The sequence below is a fragment of the Azospirillum sp. TSH64 genome, from assembly GCF_003116035.1.
Taxonomy (GTDB): domain Bacteria; phylum Pseudomonadota; class Alphaproteobacteria; order Azospirillales; family Azospirillaceae; genus Azospirillum.
Genome location: NZ_LGQW01000015.1, coordinates 6,766,555 through 6,778,479 on the forward strand (window position 1 = coordinate 6,766,555; position 11,925 = coordinate 6,778,479).

At 67.4% G+C, this 11,925-nt stretch carries 9 protein-coding genes; 3 read left to right on the forward strand and 6 right to left on the reverse strand.

Annotated features, from left to right (window positions below; genetic code table 11):
* The first annotated feature begins 185 nt into the window (after nucleotides 1-185).
* From TSH64_RS31825 to TSH64_RS31835, 3 genes are all read left to right on the forward strand, one after another.
* A complete protein-coding gene (locus TSH64_RS31825; RefSeq protein WP_109451175.1) occupies nucleotides 186-1,121 on the forward strand; it encodes a DMT family transporter in 936 nt (311 codons plus the stop codon).
* A 305-nt stretch (nucleotides 1,122-1,426) separates the two neighbouring features.
* Nucleotides 1,427-2,563, forward strand: a complete 1,137-nt coding sequence (locus tag TSH64_RS31830; protein ID WP_109451177.1) for a hypothetical protein — start codon at nucleotides 1,427-1,429, stop codon at nucleotides 2,561-2,563.
* A gap of 105 nt (nucleotides 2,564-2,668) precedes the next feature.
* Complete coding sequence (locus tag TSH64_RS31835; protein WP_109051039.1) at nucleotides 2,669-3,058, forward strand: DUF4280 domain-containing protein; 390 nt, start codon at nucleotides 2,669-2,671, stop codon at nucleotides 3,056-3,058.
* A gap of 30 nt (nucleotides 3,059-3,088) precedes the next feature.
* On the opposite strand, the gene TSH64_RS31840 is transcribed toward TSH64_RS31835, so the two are convergent.
* Genes TSH64_RS31840 through tssE form a run of 6 tightly spaced genes read right to left on the reverse strand, consistent with a single transcriptional unit; the run spans nucleotide 3,089 to nucleotide 11,882 of the window.
* Nucleotides 3,089-3,781, reverse strand: coding sequence for a toxin-antitoxin system YwqK family antitoxin (locus TSH64_RS31840; protein ID WP_247873259.1), 693 nt, complete (start codon nucleotides 3,779-3,781; stop codon nucleotides 3,089-3,091).
* Nucleotides 3,782-3,791: 10 nt separating this feature from the next.
* Complete coding sequence (gene tssI / locus TSH64_RS31845; protein ID WP_109451181.1) at nucleotides 3,792-5,909, reverse strand: type VI secretion system tip protein TssI/VgrG; 2,118 nt, start codon at nucleotides 5,907-5,909, stop codon at nucleotides 3,792-3,794.
* 52 nt (nucleotides 5,910-5,961) lie between these two features.
* Complete coding sequence (tssH, locus tag TSH64_RS31850; protein ID WP_109451183.1) at nucleotides 5,962-8,601, reverse strand: type VI secretion system ATPase TssH; 2,640 nt, start codon at nucleotides 8,599-8,601, stop codon at nucleotides 5,962-5,964.
* A complete protein-coding gene (tssG, locus tag TSH64_RS31855; protein ID WP_109451185.1) occupies nucleotides 8,598-9,635 on the reverse strand; it encodes a type VI secretion system baseplate subunit TssG in 1,038 nt (345 codons plus the stop codon). The genes tssH and tssG overlap by 4 nt, the downstream gene beginning before the upstream one ends.
* The gene (gene tssF, locus TSH64_RS31860) at nucleotides 9,599-11,395 is read right to left on the reverse strand and encodes a type VI secretion system baseplate subunit TssF (protein WP_109451187.1); all 1,797 of its coding nucleotides are present in this window, start codon (nucleotides 11,393-11,395) and stop codon (nucleotides 9,599-9,601) included. The genes tssG and tssF overlap by 37 nt, the downstream gene beginning before the upstream one ends.
* Nucleotide 11,396: 1 nt before the next feature.
* Nucleotides 11,397-11,882: a type VI secretion system baseplate subunit TssE gene (tssE, locus tag TSH64_RS31865; protein ID WP_247873260.1), complete on the reverse strand. Its 486-nt coding sequence runs from the start codon at nucleotides 11,880-11,882 to the stop codon at nucleotides 11,397-11,399.
* Between the last annotated feature and the right edge of the window lie 43 nt (nucleotides 11,883-11,925).

Here is an 11,925-nt window from a genome sequence, read left to right on the forward strand (position 1 = left end):
CACTTCGCAAACGCCCCGGTTCACATGAGCCGGGGCGTTTCGCTGTTCGGGCCGCGCTTGCCCTCAGGGGCAGGCCCCGCCTGGAGACATGGGTCGTCGGCGCACGGCTGCCGCCAGAGGAATGCAGGGCTGATTGTCAGTCTGTCGAATTAGCATGCTCTGCAACCTAAAGAGAGCGGCCGGTCATGACGGACGAAACGGTGGACGGGGGGCGAAACGGGCCGGCCCGCCAGACGGCAGCCGGAACGGAGCCCGGCCCGACAATCTACCTGCAGCTTGCCGGGGTCGTCCTGTTCTGGGGCGCCAACTGGCCGCTGATGAAGCTGGCGCTGATCGACATCGGGCCGCTCGCCTTCTGCGCCGTTCGGCTGGTCGGCACCACGGTGAGCTTGGCCCTGCTGGCGCCGCTGTTGCGCTTTCCCTTGCTGCCCCACCGCGGCGAGCGGCTGATGATCGCGGTCGTCGGCCTGCTGCAGGTCGGCGGCATGATGGGACTGAGCAACATCGGGTTGCAGTTCGTCTCGCCGGGGCGGGCGTCGGTGCTTGCCTACACCATGCAGATGTGGACGCTGCCGCTCGGCCTGCTGCTGCTTGGCGAGCGCATCTCCAGGCGGCAAGCCGCGGCGGCGCTGCTGACCTTCGCCGGGGTGGTTGTCTTCTTCAACCCGGCGCTGGTGAACTGGAACGACGCCAACGCGCTGATCGGCAACGGCTTCCTGATCGGCTGCGCGATCAGTTGGGCGCTGGGGGCGACGCTCTACCGCCGGCGGCTATGGGGTACGCCGTTCTGGACCCAGATCTTCTGGCAGGTCGCTGCCAGCGCGGCGGTGATGGTGCCACTGGCGCTGTTCGCCGAAACGGCGCACCCGATCAACTGGTCGGGCTCGCTGCTGGCGGTCATCGCCTACAACTGCCTGATCGCCACCGGGCTTTGCTATTGGTGGTGGAGCAAGGCGCTGTCGGTGATGCCGGCCAGCCAAGCCGGGCAGATTGTCTGTCTGGTGCCGGTCACGGCGCTTCTGTTGAGCGCGGTCTTCGACAGCGAGCCGCTGAGCTTGGGCGTGCTGCTCAGCGTGGCGCTGATCGGCGGCGGCATCGCTCTTTCCGCACGGGCACGCTGATCGGCGGCGCCAAGCGAACGCACGGAGGAAATCCTGATTGGCCGGCGCACTTGCGGCTGAAGACGGACCTTGGTAACGGGGCGGCCGGTCCCAATCGGCGTGGAGAACCGTCCTTCATGTTCAAAGTAGCCGGAGGCGCAATCCTCAATTGTGGCTGAATTTTCCTTGAACCGTTACCTTGCAGCGGTGGATTGTTCCGGAAATGGATTATCCAACAGTCCAGTTCGGAGCAAGTCCAGGTCGAAGTGGCGCTGCCAGTGTGGATACTGAAGCGGGAGAAATGGTCCAACACTGGAGAGCACCCGATGGCCGGCATTCAGATCGCCGAGATGGATTTTTCCGCAGGGCTCAAGACCAAACACATCAAGGTCCCTGCCATGGTCGCGAAGGTGGATCTGAAGGAGGTTCCGAAGGATCTCCAGAAGGCCATCGACAAGGACAAGATCATTGTCCAGAAACTGATCGAAGCGGCCTATGAGCAGCTCAACAAGTCCAAGAAGGAAGTCCAGGGGGCTCTTCAGGATTTCGACGCCAATCTGGGCAAGAAGCCGCCGGCCAATGAAAAGGAACTGGCCGAGCGTGAGAAGACGATCAACGTCATGTGCAAGCAGTTCACCGAGGCGCAGGCGGGTCTGGCGCTGAAGGCGGTGGAAAAGGCCTGGGACGCCTATGCCAGCAAGAAATCGGACCTGAAGTCGTTCAAGCTGAAGTTCGCCAAGACCATGGTGCTGGGGTCGATCAGCGTCCTTGCCAACACCGTGTCGGCCGGCGTCAGTGTCGGCGTCGCGGCGGTGACGGCGGGCGGCGCCACCCCGATGGCGATCATCGGCATCTGCACGACCGTCGCCAGCATCGGCAAGACCGCCGTCACCATGGCGCTCGCCATTCATAATTTCGCCCGCGACATCGAGAAGGCGGAGACCGACATCCGCAAGACCGACGACACGCTGGCGTCGGCCTACAGCAGCGGTGACCTGAATTTCAAGGCCGGCGCGCGCGAGGTGGCGGCGATCCTGGGCGTACCGTTCGTGAAGTCCGTCGGCGGCATGGAGAAGCTGCTGCTCGAATACCATGCCAAGACCGGCAAGATGGAGGAGCAGTCCGACAAGCTCTACGATCAGGCCAAGAAGATGATGACCCAGATCGAAAAGCTGGAGAAGGAGAAGCTCTCCAAGCAAGCCGATGCCCTGGTCAAGATTCTCGGCGAGAAGGTCACCTTCACGCTCGACAAGATTCATGAGCTGCAGGCGCGTATCAAGACGAAGGACGTCTTCTACGACCAGATGACCGGCCACCTCGTCTGCTACAAGGACCTGCGCGGCAAGCCGCTTGAGAAGATCGGCGTGACGAAGGAGACGCTCGAGACCATTGTCACCATCGGCTCGACCCTGAAGACCATCGTCTCGACGACGCTTCAGATCGTCAAGCTGGCCGGCGGCTGACGCCTGTGCCTCAACGGAGTCTGTCCCGCGCCTGGAGAGGCGCTGGACAGACTCCAGGCTTTATTCCGGAGACGGACCGCAGGGAACGGGAAGAGGAGACGCATCATGGGAATGCAGGCCGTCATGGGCGCGATGACGATGTGCAGCTTCGGCGCCGCACCGTCGAGCCTCATGGTGCTTCCCGCCAGCGCGGTGATGAGTTCCAAGGTGCCCGCCGCCAACATCATGGACAGCAAGCCGTTCGTCAATGTCCTGCCGTTCGGCGTGTGCATGAGCATGGCCAACCCGGCGGTGGCCGCTGCCACCGCGGCGGCCTTCGGTGTGCTGACGCCCATGCCCTGCACGCCGATGACCGCCGCCCCCTGGGTGCCCGGCAGCCCGACCGTCCTGGTGGGCAAGATGCCGGCGCTCAACAACAGTTCGAAATGCATGTGCGCCTTTGGGGGCGTGATCCAGATCACGCTGCCCGGCCAGTTCACCGAAATGGTCCCCTGAGCATCGGTTGCCGGGCCGAACCGCCAGACGCTATCGTCCCGGCGGTTTCGGCGGCGGGATCGCGCCGGTTTCCTTCCCGCCCTCGGAGAAGGTCCGCAGCGGCTCCACCAGGACGCCCTGGTGATAGACACCGCGCTGCATCACCTTGCCGGACGGAAAGAAACGCAGGAATTCTCCCTCCAGCAGCCCGTCCTGGAAGAACGTCTGCTCGCTGACCGCTCCGCCCTCGAAAAAGCCTGCCGTCGGGCCGTGCAGACGGTCCGCGGCATAGGTCTCCCGGCGCAGAACCGCGCCATGGGGGCTGTAGAAGACAGACTCGCCCTCGCGCTTGCCGGCACGGTACTGCACCACGGCTGCCACCGTGCCGTTGGTGGCGAAATAGACGGACGGCCCTTCCAGTTCGCCGGCGCGGTAGCTCAGGCGGCAGACCAACCGCGCCTGCATGTAGAAGGTCGAGGTGCCGTGCTGCACCCCATTTGCATACTCGGCCACCTGCACGATGTTGCCATCATCGTCATAATGGCGTGTCTCGCCATGCATGGCGCCGCTGCGCATGCGGGCACGCATCGTCGGCCGTCCGGTCTCTCCATAACGGATGAAATCGCCGTCGAACACCCCGTCCACCAGCCGTCCGGACTGGACGATGCGTCCGTGCGCGTCGCGTTCCTCGACCCTGATCTCGGTGGGGCCTGCGGCCTCGGGGGCGGCGGTTGGAGAGTCCATGTCCGTCATTTCAGTTCACCATCACCACGCCGCCCTTGAGCGTCAGCATGCCGCCGCCGCTCACCTCGGCCGTCGCCGAGCCCTTCACCGTGCTGGTCAGGCCCTGGGCCGTCAGGGCCAGCCCCGCCTTGAGGTCCAGCGTCGTGCCGCCCTTGAGCGTGGCGCCCATGCCGGCCTTCATGTCGAGCCCCATGCCGGCGTCGATCTCCATGCCGGTTCCGGCCTTCACGGTCATCGCGGTGCCGGATTTGACGTCGAGCGAGGTGCCCGCCTTGATCTCGATGCCGGTCGCCGCCTTGATGCCGATGTCGGCCGAGGTCGCCGTCAGCTTGATCGACTTGCCCTTGATCACGATGTCGCCGGTCACGTCGATGGTCAAATTGCCCTTGACCGTCAGCGTGTAGTTGTTGTCGACGGTGTGCTCGAAATCGTCATTGTTGAGGTGCGTCTCCTTGCCTTTGACCGACAGGTCGCGGGTGCCCTTTGAGATTGCGTGCGTCTCGTTGCCTTCGGTGACGGTGATCGTATGGTTGTTCTTGACCGTCAGCTTGCGGTCGTTCTTGACGTCGATGGTGCTGTCGTTCTCGATCGTCTCGATCTCGTCGTGCTTGACCAGCCGTGTCAGGTCGTTGAGGACCTTGATGTTCATGTCCTTCTGGGCCTGGACGAAGATCTCCTCGTTGTCGGCCTTGTCCTCGAAGCGGATCTCGTTGAACTTGCCGGTGCCGTTCTTGGAGGTCTGCGTCTTGATGGTGCTCTTCGTGGAATCGTCGGGCAGTGTGTAGGGAACGGTCTGGTCGGCGTTGTAGACGGCGCCGGTGACCAGCGGCCGGTCGGGGTCGCCGTCCAGGAAGGTGACCACCACCTCCTGCCCGACGCGGGGGAAGAACATGATGCCGTAATTCTTGCCGGCCCAACCCTGCGCCACCCGGACCCAGCACGAGCTTTTCTCGTCGTTGGTGCCGAGCCGGTCCCAGTGGAACTGCACCTTGATCCGCCCATACTGGTCGAGCCAGATCTCCTCGCCCGACTTGCCGACCACCTTGGCGGTCTGGGTCGAATGGATCCGCGGCTTCTGCGCCGTGTTGAGCGGGCGGAAGGGGTGGGCTGACGGGAAGCCGGTGAAGGTCGCGACGAAGCGGTTGGTCGCCCCTTCGATGCGGACGGAGTTCAGAACCATTTCCGCGTTGAGCGAGTCCTTGCGGTGGCCGGAGATGGTGATCTTGGTCCCGGCCTCCATCCCGCGGCAGTTGCCGCCGCCGCGGATGCGCTGGCTGGCGAAGGCGAGCGCCTGCTGGCGCACCAGGGCGATCTGCTCGCCGTCGGCGGACACCGTGTGGCGCACCGCATAGTCGTTCATCGTGCCGGTGCCGGCAGTCCCCTCCGCCGTGGCGTAGAGGTCGGTCGCCGGCGTCTCGAAGTGATAGCTGTCCACCCCGACGCTCTTGGTCGTCACCCGCCGCTCGACGCCGAGCTGGGTGATGACGTTGTCCTCGTTGTCGTAGGCCTTGTGCCCGCGATACTCGTAGGTGGAGACCAGCGCGCTCGTGGTGAAGGCGCTGTCGCCGTCGCCCAGAACCAGCTTGTGCTCGCCGTCGGCGTGCTCGAAGAAATAGAATATGCCTTCCTCTTCCAGCAGGCGGGCGATGAAGTTGTAGTCGGTCTCGCGATACTGCACGCAATATTCGCGGGTCGCGTAGGTGCCGTTCAACACCGTCTTGATGGTGCCGGTGGAGCCGATCACCGCCTCGACGATTTCCGGCACCGTCTTCTCCTGGAAGATGCGGCAATCGCCGGAATGGGTCAGCATCCACAGCCAGGGATGCAGTTCGGCCTCGTAATGGGCGGAGGAATCGCGGTCGTCGATGTGCGTCAGCTCGATGCGGCCGACGATGGCGTTGATGTAGCGCTTGGACGTGCCGTCGCCCAGAGTCAGCGTCACCGTCACCGGCTTGCCGACGATCTGGTCGAAGTCGATGTCGTCGTCCGACGACAGCATGGTCACCCGGTAGGAGAAGAGCGACGACAGCCGCTCCTCGCCCACGATGTTGCGCAGGATCAGCTTGTCGGGTCCGAGCGGAGTCGAGATCGACAGGTGCTGTTGGGCCTGTGAGAAACGCTCGCTCATTCTTCCCTCGTGCTGCCTTCCCTCGTGCTTCCTCGCCCCGTCCCGCGGCCGGTCAGGCCAGTGCCGGTTCCGCGGCTCCAACGGTCACGGTGAAACGCCCGTCGCTGTCGCAATCGACCCGGATCGCCCCCACCGGCTGCCCGGCGGCCACCTGATCGAGGATCCGCATGGCCACTTCGGGCACCACGAACTCCGACAGCAGCGTGTCGATCATACGGGCGCCCGCATCGGAATGCACGGCCCGCCGCACCAGCGCCTCCAGCGCTGCCGGTGCAACAGTGAGCGCCGCGGCGCGATTGCCCTCGGTGCGCTTGCGCAGCTTGTCCACCTTCATCAGGGCGATGGCGCGGACCTGCTGCTCGCTGAGGGGATAGTAGGGAACCACCGTCAGGCGACCGAGGAAGGACGGCCGGAAGCGCCGCCGCAGCGGATCGGAGATGGCCTCGATACCCTCTTCCAGCGCCTCTCGGATCTCGCCGGCATCGAGGCGCTCCCGGCCCAGTTCGGTCAGCTCCACGTCGCCGAGATTGCTGGTCAGCAGGATAAGCGTGTTGCGGAAGTCGACCTCCACCCCCTCGCCATCCTCCAGCACGCCTTTGTCGAACACCTGATAGAACATGTCCAGCACGTCCGGGTGGGCCTTCTCCACCTCGTCCATCAGGATGACCGAGTGCGGGCGGCGCCGCACCGCCTCGGTCAGCACGCCGCCGCTGCCATAGCCGACATAGCCCGGCGGGGCGCCGCGCAGGGTCGCCACCGCATGCGACTCCTGGTATTCCGACATGTTGATGGTGATAAGGCTCTGTTCGCCGCCGTTCAGCAGTTCGGCCAGGGCCAGCGAGGTTTCCGTCTTGCCGACGCCGCTGGGACCGCTCAGCAGGAAGACGCCGATGGGGCGGTTCGGCTCGTTCAGCCCGGCGCGGTAGCCGCGCACCGCCCGCGCGATGGCGCGCAGGGCTTGCGGTTGGCCGACGACGCGCGCCTCCATGCGCTCCTCCAGCCCGACGACGACATCGACGTCGTCCTTGGACATCGAGCCGACCGGGATGCCGGTCCAGTTCGACACCACCGCGGCGACCACGCCGCCGTCGACCCGGTGCGGCACCAGCGCGTCGTCGCCGCGCAGCGCGGCCAGCCGCTCCTCCGCCGCCACCGCGTCGGCCTGCCGGCCGGCGGTCAGCGCCTCGTCGATGGCCTTCACCAGTTCGGCTTCGCGGTTCCAGCGCCCGGTCAGCGCCGCAAGCTCCTCGGCGACGGCAAGGCGGCGGGTGGCGATGCCGGCCAGCCGGGCCTCGTGCGCCGCGCCGGCCTCGCGCTCCAGCCGCTCGGCCTCGCGGGCCAGCATCTGATCCTCGCGCTCCAGGGTCTCGACGGCTTCGGGTTTGGAGGTGCGGGCGACGGCCACCCGGGCGCAGGCGGTGTCCAGCACGCTGATCGCCTTGTCGGGAAGCTGGCGCGCCGGGATGTAGCGCGCCGACAGTTTCACCGCCGCAGCGATGCCGTCGTCCAGCACGCGCACGCCGTGGTGTTCCTCGAAGCGGCGCACCAGTCCGCGCAGCATGGCGGCGGCGGCGACCTCGTCCGGCTCAGGCACGGAGACCGGCTGGAAGCGGCGGGCGAGCGCCGGGTCCTTCTCGAAATATTTCTTGTATTCGGCCCAGGTGGTGGCGGCGATGGTGCGGAACTCGCCGCGGGCGAGCGCCGGCTTCAGCAGGTTGGCGGCGTCGCCCTGTCCGGCCGCCCCGCCGGCCCCGATCAGCGCGTGGGCCTCGTCGATGAAGACCACCGTCGGCACGGCGGAGGCCGCCACCTCCTTGATGATCGACTTCAGCCGGTTCTCGAACTCGCCCTTGACGCCGGCGCCCGCCTGAAGGAGGCCGAGGTCCAGCGTGCGGATCGCCGTGCCGCGCAGCGGCTCCGGCACGTCGCCCTCGGCGATGCGCAGCGCCAGCCCTTCGACGATGGCGGTCTTGCCGACGCCGGGGTCGCCGACCAGGATCGGGTTGTTCTGCCGCCGCCGCATCATCACGTCGACGACCTGGCGGATTTCGCGGTCGCGGCCGATCACCGGATCGATCTTGCCGGCACGCGCCTGCGCCGTCAGGTCGACGGTGTACTGGTCCAGCATGGACTGGCCGGAGGCCAGCGGCGACGGCGTCGAGGGTCCCTCGCCGAGCGGTGCGGGTGCGGCTGAGGACGCCTCGCCGAGCCTGGTGTCGCTGCGCAGCATGCGCACCAGTTCCGGCAGGTCGGTGGCGGTGCGGTCACGCGGGATGGCGAGCAGCGACGGTGCCGATTCGCCGATCACCGCGCGCACGGAATCACAGGCGACCGCCGCCCACAGCATGGCCGGCACCAGGATCTGCGGGCTGTCCAGATGCGTGACCGAGGTGAGCAGCGCGTTCTCCAGCAGCTCCGGCACCCGCGGCGAGAAGGCGGGGGTGCGGGTGTTGCCGCGGCGGATTTTCTCCAGCGCCGCGTTCAGCTCGGCCTCGACCCGCGCGGCATCGACGGTGTAATGGCGCAGGATGCCGGCCACGACGCCGCTGTTGGCGCGCAGGACACTGAGGACCAGATGTTCGACCTCGACGTCGTAATGGGTGTTCGACACGCACAGTGCGGCGGCGCGTTCCAGCACCTTGCGGCCGTCGCGGTCGAGCTTTCCGATCAGGGTCTTGATGTCGGCGGTCACGGGCTGCCTCCGGTCGCGGGCTGAAGAGTGAGCTGGCCGGGTGTCCGGCTCGGCGAGTTGGGGAAGCGCAGCCAGGACGTCCAGCCGAGCAGGCTGCCGTCGCGGGCGGAAAGACGGGTGCGCGGCACCATCGGCGGGCTCAGCACCAGGGAAATCTGGAAATCCATGCCGTCGCCGCTGTGGAAGCGGGCGAGGGCGCACAGCGTGGCATGGTGGCGGCCGTTGGGCAGGAAGTCGCGGTAGCGCTCCAGCGAGTCCATTTTCAGTTCGATGTCGTAGCAGGTCTGCTGGTCCCAGACGCGCCGTCCGACCACCACATCCTGGCCCAGCCGGTTGTTGCGTCCCCGCCGCCCGGCGCTGACGACGGTCGTCGCCTCCTCGCCCAGGGGAAGCCAGCGGCCGACGAATCCCTTGACCCGCGCCTCCACCTGGAAGATGGCGCCGATCATCGTCTCCAGCCCGGCGGCCGAGCGCACGCGGCAGGACAGGATGCCGGAAAAGGCCAGCAGCATGCGGTCGGGCGCACCGGGCAGCCGCTCCTCCAGATGACCGGTGCCGATGCCCACCAGGGAGCGCAGGGCCCGTGCCAGCAGCGACCGCTCCGGATCGCGCTCCAGCAGCGGCAGGCTGCCCTGCCGCGTCCGGTAGAGGATCGACATCAGGCGGTGGTTGAAGATGTCGTAGAAGGCGGCGCCTGCCGTGTCGTGGCGGGCCACGCGCTCCAGCATCATCTCGGTGGCGACATAGGGCAGGGGGCCGCCCGTGCCGCCGAGCCCCAGCACCGGCGAGCGCACGACGCCGCGCCCGTCCTCGTCCTGCCGGGCCGACACCACGTCGCTGGCCGGAAAGGCGAGGGTGGCGTCATGTTCGATGCGCACGGCCTCGCGGTCGGGATCGATGCCGGACCCGAGTGGCTCGCGGTCCGGTGCGGCGCGTTCCAGCAAGGCGATGGCCTGAAACAGGTCGAACCCCCAGGGCTCGGCCTCCAGCGCCTCGATCAGAGGACGGGCTGATTGCCTGCCAGGCGTGGCCATGTCTTCCAGATCCCCCCTCGTTGCACCGAGCGCAGCCGGAGCTGGGCGAAAGCGTTGACGTTGACGTAGAGGCCGAGGAAGCGGCTCAGCACCCCGCCGAACACCAGCGGGCTGGTGCCCACGAAGTTGCGCTCGTCGATGTCGAGCGTCAGTTCCAGCCCGCGCACGAAGCCGCGCCAGGCATCCTGGCCGATGCGGTGCAGGACCGGCCGCGAGGACAGGGCGTTCAGGCCGCGCAGCTGGTTCTGCGCCATCACGTCGTCCGGCGCATAGAGCCCGAGAATGGCCTGGAGCGCCCGCAGCCCCTCCGGATCGCCCGTCAGGCTGAGGTGGTTGACCGACAGGTGCGAGACCAGCTTCCACGCCGACGTGCCGCCGATCGGGGCGGGACGCCCGGCGGTCGGCTTGTTCAGGCAGCGGATGGAGGCGATGGGGGCCGCCTCCTCGATCATCAGCACCGCCCCGGCCGGCACCTGTTCCGCCAGACCGCGGTTGGTGCAGGCGACCCTGACCAGCAGCGTCTCGTCCGCCGGCTCCGCCGGGTCGAGGTCGAGATGGTGCAGGCTGAGATAGACGTCGGTGCCCGGCATGTCCTCGCGCTGGGTCGGTTCGCGCGCGGCGAGCCAGAAGCCGCGCGGATCGGCATCGGCGCTGGCATGCTGGAAGGAGAACAGGGGCACATAGCTGCGTCGCGCGCCGTCGGCGTCGCGCATGCCCGTGACCTCCAGCACCGAATGGATTTCGGTGGTCCGCTCGCGCATGGCGTCGGCGACGACGCGGTAGGAGGTGCGCTTGTGGTTGAGCCGCACCGGCTCGGCCGAGCGGGTGAACAGGTTGACGATCGGCGTGCAGCCCAGCCGGAAACAGTCGCGGCGCACCGTCAGCCGGTTGGGCAGCGGGCGCGACACCAGGATCAGCACGTCCACCACGGTTCCCGACAGCCGGCCCTGCGGCAGCGTCAGATCGTAGAAGTCGAACTTTTGCGGGAACTCGAAATACTCCTGCAGCAGGCCGTAGGCCGGCTGGGCGTGCCGCGGGTGCGGCAGCACGGTCTGGTCGGGCTCGAAGCCGACGGGACGCAGCAGGTCGTCGCCGCGCAGCCGCACCGGCGGCTTGCCGGGCATCAGGTAGACGACCTCCACCATGCCGCACAGCAGCAGTTCGTGCAGCGCCGCGTTCAGCACCGGCTCGCCGTTGAGGAACAGCCTCAGGCTCTCGACCGGGAGGTTCTCGAAAACCTGGTTGCAGGTCTCCAGCCGCAGGCGCAGGACCGAGGCGGCTTCGCCGCCATCGATGAAGTCGTAGCGCTCGGTCGGCTCCACCGCGGCCTCGGTCAGCGCCAGCGGCCACAGGGTCACGTCGTAGGCGGTGCGGAAGCGGCAGCGCGCCGATCCTTCGGCCAGGGCGTGCAGGGCCGTGCCCCGCGGCACGGTGAAGCCGCCGGTGAGCTGGCCGTTGCCGGCCGCCGGCTCCATCTGGGCGATGCCCATCGGCGGCACCGGCGCCACCAGCTGCGGGTGGAGGATGCCCAGCAGCGCTTCGGTGAAGCGCGGAAACTCGCGGTCGAGGTTGAGTTGCAGCCGTCCGGTCAGGAACGCGAAGGACTCGATCAGCCGCTCGACGTTGGGATCGGCCGCCTGGTCGGGCCCGAGCGCCAAGCGTCGGGCGATCTTCGGGTAGCTGCGTGCGAACGCCTCGCCCGCCCGGCGGACGTACAGCAGTTCGCGCTCATAATGTTCGAGGAGGTCCTCGCGCCGCATGTCAATCCGTCCCGGCGGCGAGGCCGTCGGTCGGCGTTGGGGGGGCAGCGCCGAGATTGACGGAGAAGAACAGCGGCTCGACGACGGTGCCGGCGGCCACCTCGCCGGAGATTTCCACCGTCAGCGTCCCGTTGCCCTTGCCCGGCGTCACGACGACGCGCGGCCGCAGCAGGCGCGGCTCAAAATCGAGGATGGCATGGCGGACCACCGTCTCCACCCGGCGGCGGTCGGTGAAGGAGCGCGGGTGGATCTCGCCGAAGTCCGGCAGCCCGTATTCCATCACGGTGCCGCCGGTGTCGGTCCGGCGTTCGCCCGCGGTGCGGCTGTCCAGCAGGCGCAGGATCTCCCGCTGGATGGACGCGGTCAGGTCGGGCAGGGACATGACGATCATGGACGGATCGTCGGTCGACGGGTTGTCCGGCTCGAAATCGATCAGGCGCTCGAAGAGCAGCGTGCGCCCGCCGTTCATCGCCTTGGACTGTCTCATTACCGGCCTTCCGATCCCTTGTCGTCCGCTTGCCCGCGGCGTT

Bases quoted from the DNA above. Each gene is read 5' to 3' on its own strand.
- TSH64_RS31830 (WP_109451177.1), top strand. From the start codon at position 1,427: ATGGCCGGCATTCAGATCGCCGAGATGGATTTTTCCGCAGGGCTCAAG.
- tssG (WP_109451185.1), bottom strand. From the start codon at position 9,635: ATGGCCACGCCTGGCAGGCAATCAGCCCGTCCTCTGATCGAGGCGCTG.
- tssE (WP_247873260.1), bottom strand. From the start codon at position 11,882: ATGAGACAGTCCAAGGCGATGAACGGCGGGCGCACGCTGCTCTTCGAG.
- tssF (WP_109451187.1), bottom strand. From the start codon at position 11,395: ATGCGGCGCGAGGACCTCCTCGAACATTATGAGCGCGAACTGCTGTAC.
- TSH64_RS31835 (WP_109051039.1), top strand. From the start codon at position 2,669: ATGGGAATGCAGGCCGTCATGGGCGCGATGACGATGTGCAGCTTCGGC.
- tssI (WP_109451181.1), bottom strand. From the start codon at position 5,909: ATGAGCGAGCGTTTCTCACAGGCCCAACAGCACCTGTCGATCTCGACT.
- TSH64_RS31840 (WP_247873259.1), bottom strand. From the start codon at position 3,781: ATGGACTCTCCAACCGCCGCCCCCGAGGCCGCAGGCCCCACCGAGATC.
- TSH64_RS31825 (WP_109451175.1), top strand. From the start codon at position 186: ATGACGGACGAAACGGTGGACGGGGGGCGAAACGGGCCGGCCCGCCAG.